Source organism: Rhodococcus sp. LMD (assembly GCF_056108245.1).
In genome coordinates this window covers 2,569,110-2,589,259 of record NZ_CM148557.1, presented here as the reverse complement: position 1 = coordinate 2,589,259, position 20,150 = coordinate 2,569,110, and the positions used below count along the sequence as shown (strand labels likewise).

At 71.5% G+C, this 20,150-nt stretch carries 19 protein-coding genes; 5 read left to right on the top strand and 14 right to left on the bottom strand.

Going from position 1 to position 20,150, the window contains the following annotated elements; all coding sequences use genetic code 11:
* Positions 1-5: 5 nt before the first annotated feature.
* The 7 genes from inhA to ACWPQI_RS12000 all read right to left on the bottom strand — a co-directional run bounded on the left by inhA (position 6) and on the right by ACWPQI_RS12000 (position 7,751).
* Positions 6-818, bottom strand: coding sequence for an NADH-dependent enoyl-ACP reductase InhA (gene inhA, locus ACWPQI_RS12030; RefSeq protein WP_017682356.1), 813 nt, complete (start codon positions 816-818; stop codon positions 6-8).
* Positions 819-868: 50 nt separating this feature from the next.
* A complete protein-coding gene (gene fabG1, locus ACWPQI_RS12025) occupies positions 869-1,618 on the bottom strand; it encodes a 3-oxoacyl-ACP reductase FabG1 (RefSeq protein WP_010595061.1) in 750 nt (249 codons plus the stop codon).
* 79 nt (positions 1,619-1,697) lie between these two features.
* Entirely contained in the window at positions 1,698-2,678 is a 981-nt protein-coding gene (locus ACWPQI_RS12020) for a VWA domain-containing protein (RefSeq protein WP_010595062.1), read from the bottom strand.
* A complete protein-coding gene (locus ACWPQI_RS12015) occupies positions 2,675-3,628 on the bottom strand; it encodes a DUF58 domain-containing protein (RefSeq protein ID WP_010595063.1) in 954 nt (317 codons plus the stop codon). The genes ACWPQI_RS12020 and ACWPQI_RS12015 overlap by 4 nt, the downstream gene beginning before the upstream one ends.
* Positions 3,625-4,782 (bottom strand): AAA family ATPase, encoded by a 1,158-nt coding sequence (locus ACWPQI_RS12010; protein ID WP_010595064.1) that lies wholly within the window; start codon positions 4,780-4,782, stop codon positions 3,625-3,627. Before ACWPQI_RS12010 ends, ACWPQI_RS12015 begins: the two co-directional genes overlap by 4 nt.
* 148 nt (positions 4,783-4,930) lie before the next feature.
* Positions 4,931-6,871: an NlpC/P60 family protein gene (locus ACWPQI_RS12005; RefSeq protein ID WP_210062870.1), complete on the bottom strand. Its 1,941-nt coding sequence runs from the start codon at positions 6,869-6,871 to the stop codon at positions 4,931-4,933.
* Positions 6,872-7,208: 337 nt separating this feature from the next.
* The gene (locus tag ACWPQI_RS12000) at positions 7,209-7,751 is read right to left on the bottom strand and encodes an Rv1476 family membrane protein (RefSeq protein ID WP_010595067.1); all 543 of its coding nucleotides are present in this window, start codon (positions 7,749-7,751) and stop codon (positions 7,209-7,211) included.
* A gap of 257 nt (positions 7,752-8,008) precedes the next feature.
* Between ACWPQI_RS12000 and acnA the strand changes: the two genes are divergently transcribed.
* The gene (gene acnA, locus ACWPQI_RS11995) at positions 8,009-10,813 is read left to right on the top strand and encodes an aconitate hydratase AcnA (RefSeq protein ID WP_010595068.1); all 2,805 of its coding nucleotides are present in this window, start codon (positions 8,009-8,011) and stop codon (positions 10,811-10,813) included.
* Positions 10,814-10,927: 114 nt separating this feature from the next.
* On the top strand, positions 10,928-11,500 hold the full coding sequence (locus ACWPQI_RS11990) for a TetR/AcrR family transcriptional regulator (RefSeq protein WP_010595069.1): 573 nt from the start codon (positions 10,928-10,930) through the stop codon (positions 11,498-11,500).
* 5 nt (positions 11,501-11,505) lie between these two features.
* On the opposite strand, the gene ACWPQI_RS11985 is transcribed toward ACWPQI_RS11990, so the two are convergent.
* Entirely contained in the window at positions 11,506-11,751 is a 246-nt protein-coding gene (locus ACWPQI_RS11985; RefSeq protein ID WP_010595070.1) for a helix-turn-helix domain-containing protein, read from the bottom strand.
* 146 nt (positions 11,752-11,897) lie between these two features.
* Positions 11,898-13,526, bottom strand: a complete 1,629-nt coding sequence (locus ACWPQI_RS11980; protein ID WP_017682210.1) for an ABC-F family ATP-binding cassette domain-containing protein — start codon at positions 13,524-13,526, stop codon at positions 11,898-11,900.
* 125 nt (positions 13,527-13,651) lie between these two features.
* Here ACWPQI_RS11980 and ACWPQI_RS11975 point away from each other — a divergent pair, with 125 nt between their 5' ends.
* From ACWPQI_RS11975 to ku, 3 genes are read left to right on the top strand one after another with little or no spacing between them, the layout of a single operon-like run.
* Positions 13,652-14,440: an SDR family oxidoreductase gene (locus ACWPQI_RS11975; RefSeq protein ID WP_026138110.1), complete on the top strand. Its 789-nt coding sequence runs from the start codon at positions 13,652-13,654 to the stop codon at positions 14,438-14,440.
* Positions 14,441-14,443: 3 nt separating this feature from the next.
* The gene (locus ACWPQI_RS11970; protein ID WP_017682208.1) at positions 14,444-15,568 is read left to right on the top strand and encodes a lycopene cyclase family protein; all 1,125 of its coding nucleotides are present in this window, start codon (positions 14,444-14,446) and stop codon (positions 15,566-15,568) included.
* Between the two features lie 52 nt (positions 15,569-15,620).
* Positions 15,621-16,595: a non-homologous end joining protein Ku gene (gene ku, locus ACWPQI_RS11965; RefSeq protein ID WP_010595074.1), complete on the top strand. Its 975-nt coding sequence runs from the start codon at positions 15,621-15,623 to the stop codon at positions 16,593-16,595.
* Positions 16,596-16,639: 44 nt separating this feature from the next.
* Here ku and ACWPQI_RS11960 read toward each other — a convergent pair whose 3' ends face one another.
* From ACWPQI_RS11960 to sufC, 5 genes are all read right to left on the bottom strand, one after another.
* Positions 16,640-17,032: a MarR family winged helix-turn-helix transcriptional regulator gene (locus ACWPQI_RS11960; protein ID WP_048773575.1), complete on the bottom strand. Its 393-nt coding sequence runs from the start codon at positions 17,030-17,032 to the stop codon at positions 16,640-16,642.
* Positions 17,033-17,196: 164 nt separating this feature from the next.
* Entirely contained in the window at positions 17,197-17,577 is a 381-nt protein-coding gene (locus ACWPQI_RS11955; protein WP_010595076.1) for a metal-sulfur cluster assembly factor, read from the bottom strand.
* A complete protein-coding gene (gene sufU, locus ACWPQI_RS11950) occupies positions 17,577-18,065 on the bottom strand; it encodes a Fe-S cluster assembly sulfur transfer protein SufU (RefSeq protein ID WP_010595077.1) in 489 nt (162 codons plus the stop codon). Before sufU ends, ACWPQI_RS11955 begins: the two co-directional genes overlap by 1 nt.
* Positions 18,065-19,318, bottom strand: a complete 1,254-nt coding sequence (locus ACWPQI_RS11945; protein ID WP_010595078.1) for a cysteine desulfurase — start codon at positions 19,316-19,318, stop codon at positions 18,065-18,067. The genes sufU and ACWPQI_RS11945 overlap by 1 nt, the downstream gene beginning before the upstream one ends.
* Before the next feature lie 14 nt (positions 19,319-19,332).
* Positions 19,333-20,130, bottom strand: a complete 798-nt coding sequence (gene sufC, locus ACWPQI_RS11940; RefSeq protein WP_010595079.1) for a Fe-S cluster assembly ATPase SufC — start codon at positions 20,128-20,130, stop codon at positions 19,333-19,335.
* Positions 20,131-20,150: the final 20 nt, after the last annotated feature.

The window sequence follows — 20,150 nt, the reverse complement described above, 5'->3', positions numbered from 1 at the left end:
CGACCCTAGGCGCCGGCACCGAAGCCGACCTGGGAATGGAAGCCCCCGTCGACGTAGACGATCGACCCGGTGGTGCCGGGCAGCCAATCCGAGAGCACCGTGCACACGGTCTTGGCGACGGGCGTCGGATCCTCGACGTCCCAGCCGATCGGGGCAGCCGCGGACCAGCCCTCGTTGAGCCGGTTCATCTCCGCCCCGGGACCGGTGGCGTCGCCGGCGATGGCCTTGGCGGCGAGGGTCTTGATCGGCCCGGCGGCGACGAGGTTGGAACGGATGCCGCGGCCGCCGACCTCCTTGGCGACGTAGCGGTTGACGGACTCGAGGGTGGCCTTGGACACGCCCATCCAGTTGTAGAAGGGCACGGCCCGGGCCGGGTCGAAGTCCATGCCGACCAGGGACGCACCGTCGCTGAGAACGGGCAGCAGCGCCTTGGCCAGTGCGGCGTAGGAGTAGGCGGACACTTCGAGGGCGACGGCGACGTCGGTCCACGGCGCGTCGAGGAACGGGCTGCCGAGGCAGGAGCGGGGCGCGAACCCGATCGAATGCACCACGCCGTCGAGGCCGTCGGGGGCGAGTTCGCGCACCCGGTCGGCGAGGGTGGCGAGATGCTCGGTGTTCTGCACGTCGAGTTCGAGGGCCGGCGGCACCGGCTGCGGCAGCCGCTGCGCGATGCGGTCGATCAGGCGCAGCCGGTCGAAGCCGGTGATGATCACCTTCGCGCCCTGTTCCTGCGCGACCTTCGCGGTGTGGAAGGCGATGGAGGCGTCGGTGATGATGCCGGTGACGAGAATGGTCTTGCCCTCGAGCAGTCCGCCCATGAGTGTGTCGGTCCTCCAGTGAGTTTCGGATGTGGTGGCGTGCGCCGGTGTCAGTGGCCCATGCCGAGGCCGCCGTCGACGGGGATGACCGCGCCGGAGACGTACGCGGAGTCGTCGGACGCGAGGAAGCTGACGACGGCGGCGACGTCCTCGGGTCTGCCGAGACGCTGCAGCGGGATGAACTTCTTCGCGGTGTCGCGGACGTCGTCGGAGAGTTCGGCGGTCATGTCCGTCTCGATGAAGCCGGGCGCGACGACGTTGGCCGTGATCGACCGCGAGCCGAGTTCGCGGGTCACCGAGCGGGCCAGGCCGATGACGCCGGCCTTCGAGGACGCGTAGTTGATCTGCCCCGCCTGACCGGCCATGCCGACGACCGAGCCGAGGAAGATCATCCGGCCCCAGCGCCCTCGCAGCATCGCGCGGTTGGCGCGCTTCGCGCACCGGAACGCACCGGTGAGGTTGGCGTCGACGACCTTCGTGAACTGGTCCTCCGTCATCCGCATCAGCAGCGTGTCGTCGGTGATGCCGGCGTTCGCGACCAGAACCTCGACCGGTCCCTGGTGCTCTTCGACCTCCTTGAACGCGGCGTCGACGGAGTCGCTGTCGGTGACGTCGCAGCGGACGGCGAACAGCCCGTCCGGGGCGCCGGAGCCGCGGTGGGTGACGGCGACCCTGTGGCCGTCCGCCTGCAGGCGGCGGGCGACGGCGAGGCCGATGCCACGGTTGCCACCGGTGACGAGAACCGAGCGGGGGGTGGCCGCGGGGCGCGGCGATCCGGCGGGGCTGCTTGCGTCAGTCATGGGGTCAAACCCTATCTGGTGGCGGTACGGGTCGGTAACAAGGCGCCCCGAGCGGCGGACGGACCGGCTGCTACGCAGGTCAGGGCAGGCGTTGGCGCAGCAGCAGGGCGGCGCCGACCCCACCGGTGACGGCGAGGACGCCGAGGATCAGCCAGGGGCGGCTGGCGTCCCCGCGGGTGGTCTCGTACCCGATCTGTTCCTCGAGGGTGTTGTAGGCGTCCTCGAGTTCCTGCAGGTTCGACGCGGTGAAGAAGGTGCCGCCGGAGAGGTTTGCGATCTCCTTGAGGGACGGATCGTCCACCGGAACCGGGATGCGTTCGTTCTCGATCGAGACGGTGCCGTACTCGGTGCCGAAGGAGATCGTCGAGACGGGCACGTCCTTGTCCGCGGCCTGCCGGGCGGCGGTGAATCCCCCGCGTGGGTCGTCGGGGCTCTCCGGGACGGTCTGCTTGCCGTCCGAGAGCAGCACGATCCGGGCCGGGGGTGCCTGGTCGCCGCCGCCGAGCACCGCGGCGAGGGTGTCGACGGACTGCAGGGCCGTGAAGATCGCCTCGCCGGTGGCGGTGCGTTCGCTCAGCTGCAGGTTGTCGATCGCGGTCTTGGTGGCCTCCCGGTTGGTGGTGGGCGAGACGAGCACCGACGCGGTGCCGGAGAACGCCACCAGGCCGAGATTGATGCCGGGTGTCAGGTCGTCGGCGAAGGACTTGGCGGCCGCCTGCGCGGCGGCCAGACGGGTCGGCTCGACGTCGGTGGCCTGCATCGACAAGGACACGTCGATCACCAGGACGACGGTGGCGCGGTTGCGCGGGACCCGCTGTTCGGCGGTGGGCCCGGCCGCGGCGACGGTGAGCAACGCGAGACCGGCCAGCAGCAACGCGACCGGGACGTGCCGGCTGCGGCCGGGCCGCTGCGGCGCCACCTTCTCGAGCAGTTCGAAGTTGGTGAACCGCAGCGTGTGCCGCATGCGGCGGCGCTGCACCGCCACGTACCCGGCGGCGAGGGCGAGGACGACGGCCAGGAACAGCAGCCACCACGGCGCGGTGAAGTCGGAGATGCTCACCGGGCCCCCTTCACGGGCGCGCCGAAGCTGTGGCGGCGGGCGGCGACGAACCGGACCACGTCGTCGATCCAGTTGCGGTCGGTGCGCAGGCTCAGCAGGGGGGCGCCGCAGCTGCGGACCGCCCGGCGGACGGCGTCGCGGTGTTCGGTGGCGGCGCGCGCGTAGTCGGCGCGCAGCTGCTCGGTGGTGGTGAACTCGCGGGTGCGCCCGGTTTCGGGGTCGTGCAGCACGACGTCGCCGAGGTCGGGGAGTTCGAGATCGCGGCGGTCGAGGACTTCCACCGCGAGCAGGTCGTGCCGGCCGGAGAGGGCACGCAGCGACCGTTCCCAGTCGAGGGGGCCGAGGAAGTCGCTGACGACGACGACGAGGCCGCGGCGCCGCTGCGGGCGCCGCAGCGACTCGATCAGGCCGCGCAGGTCCCCGCGGGTGCCGTCGGGGGCGTGCGGGGTCGTCGCGATGGCGCGGAGCATCGCCTGCGTGTGCAGCTGGCCGCCGCGGGCGGGCACGCGGCGGGTGTGCGCCCCCGTCCCGACCACCGCGCCGATCCGGTTGCCGCCGCCGCCGGCGAGGTAGCCGACCGCGGCGGCGGCGGCCACGGCGAGGTCCCGCTTCTCACAGACCCCGGTGCCGAAGTCGAGACTGGGCGAGAGGTCGATCGCCAGCCACGTCTCGAGCTCGCGGTCGGCGACGGTCTGCCGCACGTGCGGGTGGGTGGTGCGAGCGGTGACGGACCAGTCCATCTGGCGCACGTCGTCGCCGGGCTGGTACTCGCGGGCGTCGCCGGGCTCGGAGCCGGGGCCCGGGATGAGTCCGAGGTGGTCGCCGTGCAGCACGCCGTCGAGGCGGCGCCGCACCGTCAGCTCGAGGGTTCGCAGCGCCGCAGTCAGGGCGGGGTCACGCAGCTCGCCGGAACGGAAGGTCGGCGGAGTGACCGGGGGGCGTCGGCTCACCGCTGCCCCGCACCGGCCTCCGGCCCGGGCATCCCTGCCGCCGGCGCGGCCGCGACCCCGACCGGCGCCGGGGCGGGGACGGGCGGTTCGGCCTGCGGGGCCACCTGCGGCATGCCGACGGTCTGCAGGATGCGGGCGATGATCTGGTCGGGCGAGACGTCGTCGGCGAGGGCGTCGTAGGACAGCACCAGCCGGTGCCGCAGCACGTCCGGGATGACGTCGACGACGTCCTGGGGCACGACGTAGTCGCGGCCGCGCAGCAGCGCCAGGGCCCGCGCGGCGGAGATGATGCCGAGCGTCGCCCGCGGGGACGCTCCGTAGGCGATCCAGCCGTCGACCTCGGTGAGACCGATCTCGCCGGGAGCGCGGGTGGCGAAGATGACCCGCACCACGTAGTCGACGAGGGCGTGGTGGACGAACACGCGGTTGGCGACCTGCTGCAGGCGGATCAACTCGTCGCTGTCGAGGATCTGCTTGGGTTCGGGTGCCGCCACCCCCATGCGGTAGACGATCTCGCGTTCCTCCTCCACCGTGGGGTAGTCGACGAGGACCTTGAACAGGAACCGGTCGCGCTGCGCCTCCGGCAGCGGATACACGCCCTCGTTCTCGATCGGGTTCTGGGTGGCCATCACCAGGAACGGGTCCGGCATGGGGAAGGTCCGGCCACCGATCGTGACGTGCCGTTCGGCCATCACCTCGAGCAGGGCGGACTGCACCTTCGCCGGGGCACGGTTGATCTCGTCGGCGAGCACGAAGTTCGCCACGACGGGGCCGAGTTCGGTGTCGAAGGCTTCGCGGCCCTGCCGGTAGATGCGGGTGCCGACGAGGTCGGTCGGCACGAGGTCGGGGGTGAACTGCACCCGCGAGAACGATCCGCCGACGACCTTGGCGAACGTCTCGACGGCGAGGGTCTTCGCCACGCCGGGGACTCCCTCGAGCAGCACATGGCCGCGGGCGAGGACGCCGACGAGCATCCGCTCGACGAGCCGGTCCTGACCGACGATCACCCGTTTGACCTCGTAGATGGCCTGTTCGAGCAGCCGCACATCGTGTGCCTGGTCCGACGTGCGGCCCGCCTCCCCGGTCGGGGCGGACGCGGCGGTCTTCGCGTCCGACGTTGCCGTGCCCGACGTGCCACCCTCGCGTGAGGTCACCAAGAATCCACCGCTTTCGCCTCGTTGCTGCTGGAAGTCACCTACCCACACCACTATTCCAGGTGGCGGACGTCGGCGCCGTCGCCGAGCCGGTGCCCGCGGTCACCGGTGTCGGACGAGCCTCCTCCGGCCGGGTGGGAGCAGTGTGTCAGGACACCATCCGTACCACGTACGGGGTCATGCCGTCCCAGCGTACCGGTGAGATCTTCACGTGCGAACCCGACTGCGGGGCTTCGATCATCTGCCCGTCGCCCAGGTACAGGCCCACGTGCTGGCTGGCGTTCGGGCCGTAGAAGATCATGTCGCCGCGGCGCATCTGAGCCGACGGCACCTGCTCGCCGGCGGTGTACTGGTAGCCGGTGTAGTGCGGCAGCGAGATCCCGATCCCGGCGAACGCGTAGATCATCAGCCCGGAGCAGTCGAAGCCGACCTTGTTGTAGTCGCCGTAGCTGTCCGCGACGCCGCCGTCGCGGATGCCGAGGGTCGGACCGTTCTCGTCGCCACCGCCCCACGCGTAAGGCACCCCGATCTGGGACATCGCCCGGTCGATCACCGTCTCGACGGCGGCCGCGCCGGTGAGGGTCGAGCCCCGCTCGGGGCTGGTCCGGGGCCGGCTGCGGGTGGGCGGAGTGGTGGTGGTGTCCTCCTCCACCACCGGGTCGGCGCGGTCGGGACTCGTCGCGTCCTCGGAGCCGGACTCGTCGCTGCCGTCGGTCGACGAGTCGCCCGAGCCGCCGGTGCCCGAGCCGTCGGTGCCCGCACCATCGCTGCCCGAGCCGTCGCTGCCCGAGCCGTCGCTGCCCGAGCCGTCGCTGCCCGAATCGTCGGTGCCCGAGCCGTCGCTGCCCGAATCGTCGGTGCCCGAGCCGTCGCTGCCCGCACCATCGGTATCGGACCCGCCCGTACCCGACCCGTCCGCGCCGGATCCGTCGGCACCGGATTCGTCGGCACCGGATTCGTCGGCACCGGATTCGTCGGCGTCCGATCCGTCCTGCCCGGACGTGGCGCGCCCAGGCCGGGTCGTGCCGGAGGTCGGCGGCAGCGGCGACTCGAACCCGACCTCGGACTCGCCGGAGTCGGCGGCCGCGGCCTGGGGCCGCACGTAGCCGTCGATCTGGGTGTGGGGGCGCTGCCCGTTGGCCAACTCGGCCGCGCGGGCATTGGCGTCGGCGTCGGCGGCGACGCGCCGGGCGGCGTCGGCCGCCGCCTGCCGCGCGGCAGCCTCGGCCGCCGCCGTCGCGGCCTCCTCGGCCTGCCGCTGCCGATCCCACTCCGCATACTGCGCGCGCTGACCCTCGAGTCCGGTGACGGTGCCGCGGGCCCGGTCGAGTTCGGCCTGCGCCTGTGCGCGGTCCTGTTCGATGCGTTGCTTCTCGGCCGTCTGCGCGGCCAGCGCGGTGCGCGCCTCGCTGATGGCGGCCTCGGCGGCGGCACGACGTTCCTCCGCCGCCGCGGCGGCGGCGTCCGCTTCCTGCTTGCTGGCGCGCGCTCGCGAGTCCCGGTTGGCCTGCTCGGTGCGGGCACGTTCGAGCGCGTCGAGGACGGCGGTGCGGCCCGCGGAGAGCAGACGCATGATCTGGGCGCGGTCGAGCAGATCGTCGGGCCCGGTGGAGCCGATGAACGAGGCGAGCGAGGCGACATTGGTGCCCTGGACGTAGCTGTCGCGGGCGAAGGCGTCGAAGTCCTGCTGGGCCTGCCGGATCCGGGTGCCCGCGTCCTTCAGCGCCTGCTGCGACAGGGTGACGGCGTGGGCGGCGGCGTCGGCGGCGTCGCGGGCGGACTGCAGGTCGACCAGGGCGCGGTTGACGTTCTCCCGTTTGATCGCCACCTGGTTCTCGAGTTCGGCGAGGTGCTGGTCGGCTGCGGCGATGCGGAGGATGAGACCGCCCACCTGGTCCAGCCCGGCGGCGACGGCACCCCCGGCGGCCGCGAGATCGGCATCGCTCGGATTGGGTGGCGGGGGCGGGACCGCCCCGGCGGACGCGGCAGTGCCGGCGATCAGCGAGGCGGCCAGGCCGATGCCGAGGACCAGCCGCGCCGTGCGGGGCAACCGGCGTCTTCGGGGCGTCCGCGACGACTGCCGGGACATCGCCTGCCGTATTCCGCTACGCCTCACATCGCCCTCCCTCGGTCGCGCCGGCGGGACGCACCCGAGCGCAACCGGGAAAGGGGTCGGTGCAGCAGCGATCCACCGCGGACGAGGCCGCGGTTGCACCGCTCGACGGCCCGGCGTCGATTCACGGTTCGCACCGCAACCCGGCACCGGGTATGTGTGACACCCCTTCCCCAAGAGCGCCAAGTGCACCGTACGACACTTCGCACCCCGAGGAAACTCCAGTCACAGAAGACGGAAGCGTACTGAGACCTGTGTCAACGGCCTGAGCTGTGACGACGGCCACAGTCGGGGGCGAAAATTCTCCGTCGCGTCAGCGCGGGATCCGGTCGGCGGCCGCCGTCGTCGTGTCGGTGTCGTGACGGCGACGGACCGCCTTGGCGAGATACGTGGCCCCGGCCGCGCCCGCGACCGCGAGCAGCAGCAGCACCGTGAGCAACGTCCAGGGCGGCGCGGGCTCGGTGAGAGCGTCGACGAAATTCGACGCCGAGACGACCGGGTCGCCGGTGTAGGTACGGTCCTGCGCGGACTCGAGAACCACCCGATCGATGCTGTCGCTGTGCGCGCCCACCCAGCCGGGGCTGAGCACGAGCACGGTGCCGCCGTCCTCGCCGGCGACGTCCGTGGCGAGGTCGCGCAGCTGCGAATCGAGACGCGGATCGCGGTCGAGCACGACGATGCTCAGGTCGATCCCGTGCTGCTGCGCGCGTTCGACGACGGCGACGAGATCGTCGACGCGCTCCGGGGGTGCCGAGACCTGGTCGTCGGCGAGCTCGGCGAGGACCTGCTCGAGCGAGACGCCCGGCGGGAGGTCGGTGGCCGACGGCGTCAGGACACGTGGCAGGGGCGCAGACATCTCTCTCCGTGGTACTCGACGGCCACCGCTCGTGCGGCGCCGTTCGTACCCTACGCGACGAGGCGATCGCGGCGGCCGGACGCCGGATCGGCGGTTCCGTCCCACCGCTTCACAGGACAAGCGTACTGTTAGACTTGCCGCGAGACGCCTCCGACGCCGTCCGGCCCTGTTCTGCGGCCCGGCCCGGCTGCGGAGCCTCGCTTCGGCCGTCGACACAGCCCCGTCGGCGGCGAGCCTCATCGACGAGTGGAGCTGACGTGAGCACCAGTATTGATTCGTTCGGCGCCAAGGGGACGCTGGAGGTCGGAGAGAACTCGTACGAGATCTTCCGCCTCTCGGCCGTTCCCGGCACCGAGAAGCTGCCCTATGCACTGAAGGTTCTCGCCGAGAACCTGCTGCGCACCGAAGACGGTGCGAACATCACCGCCGATCACATCCGCGCCCTCGCGAACTGGGATCCGTCGGCCGAGCCGAGCGTCGAGATCCAGTTCACTCCCGCCCGGGTGATCATGCAGGACTTCACCGGCGTGCCCTGCGTGGTCGACCTCGCCACCATGCGTGAGGCCGTCACCACCCTCGGCGGCGACCCGAACAAGGTCAACCCGCTCTCCCCCGCCGACATGGTCATCGACCACTCGGTCATTCTCGACGTCTTCGGCCGGGCCGACGCCCTCGAGCGCAACGTCGACCTCGAGTACGAGCGCAACGGCGAGCGCTACCAGTTCCTGCGCTGGGGCCAGGGCGCCTTCGACGACTTCAAGGTCGTTCCCCCGGGCATGGGCATCGTGCACCAGGTCAACATCGAGTACCTGGCCCCCACCGTGATGGTGCGCAACGGCCAGGCCTACCCCGACACCTGCGTCGGCACCGACTCGCACACCACGATGGTCAACGGCCTCGGCGTGCTCGGCTGGGGCGTCGGCGGCATCGAGGCCGAGGCCGCGATGCTCGGCCAGCCGGTCTCGATGCTCATCCCGCGCGTGGTCGGCTTCAAGCTGACCGGCGAGATCCGGCCGGGCGTGACCGCCACCGACGTCGTCCTCACGGTCACCGACATGCTCCGCAAGCACGGCGTCGTCGGCAAGTTCGTCGAGTTCTACGGCGCGGGCGTCGCCGAGGTGCCGCTGGCCAACCGCGCCACCCTGGGCAACATGAGCCCCGAGTTCGGATCCACCGCCGCGATCTTCCCGATCGACGGCGAGACCATCAACTACCTGCGCCTGACCGGCCGCAGCGACGAGCAGCTCGCGCTCGTCGAGGCGTACGCCAAGGAGCAGGGCATGTGGCACGACGCGGACAAGGAGCCCGCCTACTCCGAGTACCTCGAGCTGGACCTGAGCACCGTGGTCCCGTCCATCGCCGGCCCGAAGCGCCCGCAGGACCGCATCCCGCTCACCGAGTCGAAGACCGCCTTCCGCAAGGACATCCACAACTACGTCGAGGAGCAGCACCCCGTCGAGCACACCCAGCTCGACGAGGCCGTCGAGGAGTCCTTCCCGGCGTCCGACCCGGTCGCGCTGTCCTTCGCCGACGACGGTGCCGTCGACGTCCAGTCCGCCGCCAACGGCGCGGACGGCCGGCCCACCAAGCCGGTGCGGGTCGTCTCCGAGGAACGTGGCGAGTTCGTGCTCGACCACGGCGCCGTCGTCGTCGCGGGCATCACCTCGTGCACCAACACCTCGAACCCGTCGGTGATGCTCGGCGCCGCGCTGCTCGCCCGCAACGCCGTCGAGAAGGGCCTGTCGTCGAAGCCGTGGGTCAAGACCAACATGGCACCCGGTTCGCAGGTCGTCTCCGACTACTACGAGAAGGCCGGGCTGTGGCCGTACCTCGAGAAGCTCGGGTTCTACCTCGGTGGCTACGGCTGCACCACGTGCATCGGCAACACCGGGCCGCTGCCGGAGGAGATCTCCAAGGCCGTCAACGACAACGACCTGTCGGTGACCGCCGTGCTCTCCGGTAACCGCAACTTCGAGGGTCGCATCTCCCCCGACGTGAAGATGAACTACCTCGCGTCCCCGCCGCTCGTCATCGCGTACGCCCTGGCGGGCACGATGGACTTCGACTTCGAGACCGATCCGCTCGGACAGGACCAGGACGGCAACGACGTCTTCCTGAAGGACATCTGGCCGTCGGCCCAGGAGATCGACGACACCATCAAGTCGGCGATCAGCCAGGACATGTTCCGCAAGTCCTACGCCGATGTCTTCAAGGGCGATCACCGCTGGCAGAACCTGGAGACCCCGGAGGGCGACACCTTCGCGTGGGACGCGAACTCGACCTACGTCCGCAAGGCTCCGTACTTCGACGGCATGACGATGGATCCGGCTCCGGTCTCCGACATCAAGGGTGCCCGCGTGCTGGCCCTGCTCGGCGATTCGGTCACCACCGACCACATCAGCCCGGCCGGCCCGATCAAGCCCGGCACCCCCGCCGCGCAGTACCTCGACTCCCACGGGGTCGCGCGCAAGGACTACAACTCGCTCGGGTCGCGGCGCGGCAACCACGAGGTGATGATCCGCGGCACGTTCGCGAACATCCGCCTGCAGAACCAGCTGCTCGACGGGGTCTCCGGCGGGTACACCCGCGACTTCACGCAGGACGGTGCTCCGCAGGCGTTCATCTACGACGCCTCGCAGAACTACCAGAAGGCCGGCATCCCGCTGGTCGTCCTGGGCGGCAAGGAGTACGGTTCCGGCTCGTCCCGCGACTGGGCCGCCAAGGGCACCCGCCTGCTCGGTGTCAAGGCGGTCATCACCGAGTCGTTCGAGCGCATCCACCGGTCGAACCTGATCGGCATGGGCGTCATCCCGCTGCAGTTCCCCGCGGGTGAGTCGGCGAAGTCGCTCGGACTCGACGGCACCGAGGTGTTCGACATCGCGGGCATCGAGGAGCTCAACCAGGGCACGACGCCGCGCACGGTGCACGTCACCGCCACCAAGGCGGACGGCAGCACGGTCGAGTTCGACGCGGTCGTGCGCATCGACACCCCCGGCGAGGCGGACTACTACCGCAACGGCGGCATCCTGCAGTACGTGCTGCGCAACATGATCCGGGGCTGACACCCCCCCGGATCGGCCGCCCGCACCCGCGGGCGGACCACGCTGTGCACCGGCGGCGGGCTCGGGGCGACTTCGTCTCGGGCCCGCCGTCTCCGCCCCGAAAGGACGTTCGCGGTGCCCAAGGTCAGTGAGGACCACCTCGCCGCGCGCCGGAGACAGATCCTCGCCGGCGCCCGCCGGTGCTTCGCCGAGTTCGGCTACGACGGCGCCACGGTGCGCCGCCTGGAGGACGCCACGGGACTGTCCCGCGGCGCGATCTTCCATCACTTCAAGGACAAGGACGGCCTCTTCCTGGCCCTGGCACAGGAAGACGCCGCGCGGATGGCCGACGTCGCCGCCGAGCAGGGCCTGGTGCAGGTGATGCGCGACATGCTCGCCTCACCCGAGCAGTTCGACTGGCTCGGTACCCGGCTCGAGATCACGCGGCGCCTGCGCACCGACCCGGACTTCGCGAAGGCCTGGACCCAGCACTCCGCGGAGCTGACCAAGGCGACGGTGGGCCGGCTCGAACGGCAACGCGAGGCCGGCCGGCTGCGCGACGACGTGCCGACCGAGGTCGTGCTCAGCTACCTGGACCTGGTTCTCGACGGGCTGATCGCACGGCTTGCCTCGGGCACCGCCGACGGCGAGCTGGCGGCGGTACTGGACCTGGTCGAGGAGTCCGTGCGGCGCACCGCCGCCGGCTGACCCGGTCAGGTCGAGGCGCGTGCCGCGCTGCGCCGGTTCGGTCCGCCCCGGCCGCGCAGCGCGACGTGGGACTCCACGAGCACGTTGTGCACGAACCCGTAGGAACGGCCCGTTTCCTGCGCCAGCGTCCGAATGCTCGCCCCGGCCTCGTAGCGGCGTTTCAGTTCTGCCTGCAGACGGTCACGCGATTCCCCCGTGACCCGTGTGCCCTTGGTCAGTACGCTCCCGGCGTGCTCGGATTTGCGTGCCATCGGATCCTCCCGTCGGCTCGGCAAGGCCCCGCCTCCCAGGCTAGTTCACGGCGCGGGGCACCGGGAGGAATCGCACAGGTCCGGGCCGCAGCGGCCGCCCGGCTCCGCACCGGAGATGCGCCCGCACCCGCCGCGCAGGTCGAAGCTCAGGCGAGCTGGATCAGCTCCAGGTACTCCTGCGACCAGTGGTCCTCGGTGCCGTCCGGAAGAAGGATGACGCGCTCCGGATCGAGCGCTTCGGCGGCCCCGGGATCGTGGGTGACGAGCACGACCGCACCGGCGTAGCTGCGCAGCGCGTCGAGCACCTGTTCCCGCGAGACCGGGTCCAGGTTGTTGGTCGGCTCGTCGAGCAGCAACACGTTCGCCGCGGAGGACACGAGCCCGGCCAGCGCCAGGCGGGTCTTCTCGCCACCGGACAGCGTCCCGGCGGGCTGGTCGAGCTGGGGGCCGGTGAACATGAACGCCCCGAGCAGCCCCCGCAGGTCCTGCTCCCCCGCGTCCGGTGCCGCGTGCCGGATGTTCTCCCACACTGTCGCATCGTCGTCGAGGGTGTCGTGCTCCTGGGCGAAGTATCCGATCTTCAGGCCGTGTCCGGGCACCAGCCCGCCCGCGTCCGGGGTCTCGACCCCCGCGAGCAGCCGCAGCAGCGTGGTCTTGCCGGCACCGTTGAGGCCGAGCACGACGACGCGGCTGCCCCGGTCGATCGCCAGGTCCACGCCGGTGAAGATCTCCAGCGAGCCGTACACCTTCGTCAGGCTCTCGGCGGTGAGCGGGGTCTTGCCGCACGGCGCCGGGTCCGGGAACCGGATCTTGGCCACCTTGTCGGCCACCCGCACCTCGTCGAGTTCGGCGAGCAGCTTGTCGGCGCGCTTGGCCATGTTCTGCGCGGCGACGGCCTTGGTGGCCTTCGCGCCGAGCTTGGCCGCCTGCTGACGCAGCGCGGACGCCTTCTTCTCGGCGTTGGCACGTTCGCGGCGACGGCGCGCCTCGTCGGTGGCCCGCGCGTCGAGGTACTTCTTCCAGCCCATGTTGTAGATGTCGGCCTCACCGCGCACCGCGTCGAGGAACCACACCTTGTTCACGACGTCGGCGAGCAGGTCCACGTCGTGGCTGATGACGACCAGCCCGCCGTCGTGGTTCTGCAGGAATCCGCGCAACCAGGTGATCGAGTCGGCGTCGAGGTGGTTGGTGGGCTCGTCGAGCAGCAGGGTGGTGGTGGACTTGCCGGAACCGTCGGAGGCGGCGAACAGGATGCGGGCCAGTTCGACGCGGCGGCGCTGGCCGCCCGACAGGGTGCGCAGCGGCTGGCCCAGCACCCGGTCCGGCAGGCCGAGGCTGGTGCAGATGCGGGCCGCCTCGGATTCGGCCTCGTACCCGCCGAGGGCCGAGAAGCGTTCCTCGAGCGACCCGTACTTGCGCACCGCCCGGTCGCGGACGTTCTCGTCGACGGCCTCGGCCATGACGGCCTGCTGCTTCTCCATCGCCCGCAGGATCTCGTCGAGGCCGCGGGCGGAGAGCACGCGGTCCTTGGCGAGCACGTCGAGGTTGCCCTCGCGGGGGTCCTGCGGCAGGTACCCCAGGTCACCGGAGCGGACGACGGCACCCGCGTACGGCTCCCCCTCCCCCGCGAGGATGCGCAGGGTGGTGGTCTTGCCGGCGCCGTTGCGTCCGACCAACCCGATCCGGTCGCCCGGCTGCACCCGCAGCGCCGGTCCCGGCGCCGAGAGCAGCGTCCGCACGCCGGCGCGGACTTCCAGATCGGTGGCGGTGATCACGCGTGGGACTCCTCAGGGATGTTTCGGATCGGTTGCCGATGATGCCGCAGGGGCAGGCGCACGAACCATTCATTTTACCGTCCGCAGCGCCGACTCCCGACGTGAGATGCGCTACGTTCCCCGGCATGACGACTTCCCCCCTATATCCCGCCGGCTCGGACCTGACGGGCCGGACGGCACTGGTGACCGGAGCGAGCCGCGGGATCGGCAAGGCGATCGCCGCGGCGCTGCTCGCCCGCGGCGCGAACGTGGCCCTCACGGCCCGCAAGGCCGAGCCGCTCGCCGAGGCCGCCGGCGAGCTGCGCGCCCTCGGTCACCGCGGACGGGTGCTCGAGCTGCCCGGCAACGCCGGGGACGCCGAGGCCCGCGCCGAGGCGGTGCGGCGCACCGTCACCGAGCTCGGCACCCTGGACATCCTGATCAACAACACCGGCATCAACCCCGTCTTCGGGGCGCTGATGGACGCCGACCTCGACGCCGTCCGCAAGATCTTCGACGTCAACGTCGTCGCCGCGCTGGGATTCGTGCAGCAGGCCTACCGCGCATGGATGGGTGAGCACGGCGGGTCCGTGGTCAACATCGCGAGCGTGGCGGGCCTGCGGTCGACCGGGGTGATCGCCGCGTACGGGGCTTCGAAGGCGGCGCTGATCCGGCTGACCGAGGAGCTGGCCTGGCAGCTCGGCCCGGGCGTGCGCGTCAACGCGGTGGCGCCCGGGGTGGTGAAGACGAAGTTCGCGGCCGCACTCGTCGCCGACGGCGAGGACAGCGCCGCCGCCCGGTACCCCATGCGCCGGCTCGGCACCCCCGCCGACGTCGCCGAACTGGTCGCCTTCCTCGTCTCGGATGCGGCCGGGTGGATCACCGGGGAGACTGTGCGGGTGGACGGTGGACTGCTGGCGACGGGAGCGATGTAGCGGGTGATCGACGCGAAGGTGATCGATGCGGAGGTGATCGTCGTCGGGCTCGGGCCCGCCGGGCGCGCGGTGGCCCACCGCGCCGCCGCGGCCGGTCTCGACGTGCTCGCGGTGGATCCGCGGCCGGACCGGCCGTGGACGGCGACCTACGCGGCCTGGCTCGACGAGCTGCCTCCCTGGCTGCCCGAGTCGGTACTCGCGGCGCGGGTGGCGGAACCGTCGGCGTGGACCGTGCGGCCGCACCGAATTCCGCGCCCCTACGGTGTTTTCGACACATCGGCACTGCAGCGAAGTCTGTCGCTGGACGGCGTGCGGGTCTGCACCGCCCGGGCGGACGTCGTCGCCGCCGACCACGTCGCCCTCGCGGACGGTGCGGTGCTGCGCGCGCGGACCGTGATCGACGCGCGCGGGGTGCCTGCCCACCGCTCCCGCGCCCAGCAGACCGCCTTCGGCGTGATCGTCGACACCGCGACCGCTGCACCCGCGCTGCAGGGTCGCGACGCCTGGTTCATGGACTGGCGGCGCGACAACCGCACCGACGCCGGGGATGCGCCGTCGTTCCTGTACGCGGTGCCGCTCGGGCAGGACCGGATGCTGCTCGAGGAGACCTGCCTGGTGGGCCGGCCGGCGCTACCCCTCCCCGAGCTGCGGCGGCGACTCGAGGTCCGGCTCGCCGCGCGCGGGGTCGAACTGAGCGGATCGGAGCCCGTCGAGCGGGTGCGGTTCGGGGTGCAGCCGCCGCCGGGATCGACGCGCGGGGTGGCCCGGTTCGGGGCCCGCGGCGGTCTGATGCACCCGGGCACCGGGTACGCGGTGGCGGCCTCGCTGGCGGCGGCCGATCCCGTGGCGCACGCGCTCGCCGGGGGCCGCAAGGCCACGGCGGCGTTGTGGTCGCCCTCGGCGCGGGCGGTCGCGCAGTTGCGCGCCTCGGGGCTGCGGGTGCTGCTGAAACTGCACCCGGAACAGACCCCGGCGTTCTTCGCCGGGTTCTTCACGCTGCCGCCCGAGCGTCAGCGCTCCTACCTGTCCGGTCGCACCGACCTCGGCGGGACGGTGGCGGCGATGACCCGGATGTTCACGACGGGCTCGCCGGCCCTGCGCGGGGCCATGCTGCGCGCCCTGTGGTGACGAGTTCGCCGGGTTCCGCGCGGCGGACGCCGATCTCGATCATGATGGAACCATGCGTTCGATCTGGAAGGGTGCCATCGCGTTCGGACTGGTGAACGTGCCGGTGAAGGTCTACTCCGCCACGGAGAGCCACGACATCCGGTTCCACCAGGTGCATGCGAAGGACGGCGGCCGGATCAAGTACGACCGTGTCTGCACCGAATGCGGCGAGTCGGTGCCCTACGCCGAGATCGACAAGGCCTACGACTCCGACGAGGGCGTCCGGGTCGTGCTCACCGACGAGGACTTCGACAAGCTGCCCGTCGCGGAGAAGCACGAGATCCCGGTGCTGCAGTTCGTCCCGTCGGAGCAGATCGACCCGATCTTCTTCGAGAAGTCCTACTACCTCGAGCCGGACTCGTCGTCGCCGAAGGCGTACACGCTGCTCGCCGAGACGCTCACCCAGACCGATCGCACCGCGCTCGTGCACTTCACGCTGCGCCAACGCACCCGGCTGGCGGCACTGCGCAACCGGGACGGCGTGCTCGTGCTGCAGACCCTGCTGTGGCCGGACGAGGTGCGGTCGGTGTCGTTCCCGGTGCTCGACGACGCGGAGCCGCCGAAGCAGAAGGAAATGGCGATGGCGGAGATGCTCGTCGAGTCGATGGCCGACGATTTCCGGCCGGACGAGTTCACCGACGAGTACCAGGCCGAGCTGCGGTCGCTGATCGACGACATCATCGCCCGGGGCGGCGAGAAGGTGCTGCCGGTGACCCCGGCGGGCGAACCCGCGGCCGAGGACGCCGAGGTGCTGGATCTGGTGGCTGCGCTGCAGCGCAGCGTGGACGCCGCGTCCGGTGAGAAGAAGGGGGAGGGGGCTGCGCCGGCCCGCGGCTCGGCGGCGAAGAAGTCACCCGCCCGCAAGAGCGCCGCGAAGAAGACTCCGGCGAAGAAGACCGCCGCGAAGTCCGGCGGCACGTCGGCCGCGAAGAAGACGGCGGCAACCAAGTCGAGCGCGAAGAAGTCCACCGCCCGCAAGCGGGCCTGAGGCCCCGGCACCGGCCGGGGCCTCAGGCGTCGGGCGGTACGTCCTCAGTCCAGTCCGTCGCCGAGCCGGCGCAGCAGAGCGGTGAGCTGCTCGACGTCGGCGGGATCCCAGGTGGACAGGCGGCGCCGCCACCGCGCTGTCTGTTCGCGCTGCAGTGCGGTCAACCGTTCCCGGCCGTCGGCGGTGAGCGCGACGAGCCGTGCGCGGGCGTCGTGCGGATCCGGCGTCCGCTCGACCAGCCCGAGCCGGACGGCGGCGTCGATGCGTCGCGTCAACGTCGACTTCTCGATCGCGAGATCGCGGAGCAGCTCCGACATCGCCACCGCGTCCGCGCGGCCGAGCAGCACCAGCAGCGGGTAGCACGCGGGATCCAGCTGGGGGTGGACGGCGCGGGCCCGCACCCCCATCTGGTCCCGGCCGCGGCGCATCAGCGCCATGAACTCGTGTTCGAGTGCGGTGATCGGATCCACGGAGCCGGCGGCTCCCGGATCCGCGGAGCCGGCGGCTCCTGGGTCCACGGAGCCGGCGGCTCCCGGGTCCGCGGAGCCGGCGGCTCCCGGGTCCGGGGACACCTGGGGGACGTGCCGGGTCACCGGCCGCGTCAGACGGTGAACCCGAGCGCGCGCAACTGCTCGCGACCGTCGTCGGTGATCTTGTCCGGTCCCCACGGCGGCATCCACACCCAGTTGATGCGCAGCTCGTCGCACAGTCCGCTGCGGACGAGGGCGTTGCGGGACTGGTCCTCGATGACGTCGGTGAGCGGGCAGGCCGCCGACGTGAGCGTCATGTCGATGGTGACGGCGTCGTCGTCCTCGGAGATGCCGTAGACCAGGCCCAGGTCGACGACGTTGATCCCGAGTTCGGGGTCGACGACGTCGCGCATCGCCTCCTCGAGCTCGTCGTACCGCTCGGGATCGAGGGCGGGGGACGCGTCCGGGGCGGCGGGGGCGGTCTCGTCCGCCGGGGTCACGGGTTCGGTCATCAGTTCTGTCCTCCACTGGCTACGGGTGCGGTCCGGTGAGTGCTGTCGGTGCCGTCGGTGATCTGCACGACGGCGTCCTTGAACGCCATCCAGCCCAGCAGCGCGCACTTCACGCGCGCCGGATACTTCGAGACCCCGGCGAAGGCGATGCCGTCGCCGAGCACGTCCTCGTCACCCTCGACGGTTCCCCGGCTGCCGACCATCTCCGCGAACGCGTCGACGGTGGCCAGGGCGCGGTCCAGCGGGAGCCCGATCACCTGGTCGGTGAGCACCGAGGTCGACGCCTGGCTGATCGAGCAGCCCTGCCCGTCGTAGGAGACGTCCGCGACGGTGCCGTCGCCGGCGAGCTGCACCCGCAACGTCACCTCGTCGCCGCACGTGGGGTTGACGTGGTGCACCTGCGCTCCGTAGGGCTCGCGCAGGCCCCGGTGGTGCGGGTGCTTGTAGTGGTCCAGGATGACCTCCTGGTACATCTGTTCCATCCGCATCAGCGTGCTCCGAAGAAGTCCTGGGCCCGGCGGATCGCCGCACCGAGCGCGGCCACCTCGTCGAGCGTGTTGTACACGGCGAAGGAGGCCCGGGCGGTCGCCGCGATCCCGAATCGGCGGTGCAGCGGCCACGCGCAGTGGTGACCGACGCGGATCTCGACGCCCTCGTCGTCGAGGATCTGTCCGAGGTCGTGCGCGTGGATCCCGTCGACGACGAACGACACGGCCCCGCCGCGCTGCTCGGCCGTGGTGGGGCCGACGATCCGCACGCCGTCGATGCCCGCGAGTTCGGCCAGGGCCGCCGCGGTGAGCTCGTGCTCGTGCGCGGCGACGGCGTCCATGCCGATCTGCTGCAGGTACCGCACCGCGGCACCGAGTCCGACGGCCTGCGACGACATCGGCGAGCCCGCCTCGAAGCGCTGAGGTGGCGGCGCGAACGTCGAGGCCTCCATGGTGACGGTCTCGATCATCGAGCCGCCGGTGATGAACGGTGGCACGTCGGCGAGCAGCTCGCGGCGTCCGTAGAGGACGCCGACGCCGGACGGGCCGAACATCTTGTGGCCCGAGAAGGCCGCGAAGTCGACCCCGAGCGCGTGGAAGTCCACGCCCATGTGCGGCACCGACTGGCAGGCGTCGAGCACGACGACCGCGCCGACGGCCTTCGCGCGCCGCACCAGCTCCTCGACCGGCGCCACGGCCCCGGTGACGTTGGACTGGTGGGTGAAGGCGACGACCTTGACCCGGTCGGTGAGCTCGAGGGAATCGAGATCGATGCGGCCGTCGTCGGTCACCCCGTACCAGCGCAGCGTGGCGCCGGTGCGGCGGGCGAGTTCCTGCCACGGCACCAGGTTGGCGTGGTGTTCGAGCTCGGTGACGACGATCTCGTCGCCGGGCCCGACCCGCCGGGGGAACCGGGCGTCGGCGAAGGCGTAGGCGACGAGGTTGAGCGACTCGGTGGCGTTCTTGGTGAACACCAGCTCGTCCGCGTCCGCGCCGACGAAGTCGGCGATCACGGCGCGGGCACCCTCGTAGGCGTCGGTGGCTTCCTCGGACAGCTCGTGCGCTCCCCGGTGCACGGCCGCGTTGCAGGTGGTCAGGAACGCCCGTTCGGCGTCGAGGACCTGCGTCGGGCGCTGCGAGGTGGCCCCGGAGTCGAGGTAGACCAGGGGTTTCCCGTCGCGCACCGTGCGCCCGAGGATCGGGAAGTCGGCCCGGATCCGGGCGACGTCCACCGTGGGCACCTGCACCGTCATCGGCTCACCGTTCCTTACTTGTCGGCACCCGCGGCCGCGGCGGCCTGGGTGAAGCGCACGTAACCGTTCGTCTCGAGTTCGTCGGCGAGCTCCGGGCCGCCGGACTCGACGACGCGGCCACCGACGAACACGTGCACGAACTGCGGCTTGATGTAGCGCAGGATGCGGGTGTAGTGGGTGATCAGCAGCACGCCGCCGTGCTCGCGTTCCTGGTAGCGGTTGACGCCCTCGGAGACCACGCGCAGGGCGTCGACGTCGAGGCCGGAGTCGGTCTCGTCGAGGATGGCGATCTTCGGCGCGAGCAGGCCCAGCTGGAGGATCTCGTGGCGCTTCTTCTCGCCGCCGGAGAAGCCCTCGTTGACGGACCGGTCGCCGAACGCCGGGTCGATGTCGAGTTCGGTCATCGCCGACTTGACCTCCTTGACCCAGTGGCGCAGCTTCGGGGCCTCACCGCGGACCGCGGTCGCGGCGGTGCGCAGGAAGTTCGACATGGACACGCCCGGGACCTCGACGGGGTACTGCATGGCCAGGAACAGGCCGGCGCGGGCCCGCTCGTCCACGCTCATCGCGAGCACGTCCTCGCCGTTGAGGGTGATCGACCCGGAGGTCACCTCGTACTTGGGGTGGCCGGCGATGGCGTACGACAGGGTGGACTTGCCCGAGCCGTTGGGGCCCATGATGGCGTGGGTCTCCCCGGACCGGACGGTGAGGTTCACGCCCTTGAGGATGTCGATCGGCTCGGCGTTGTCGTCGGTCTGGGCGACGCGGACGTGCAGGTCCTTGATCTCGAGGACGTTCTGCTCGGTGGACATGTCGGTAACGGTTCCTTCGC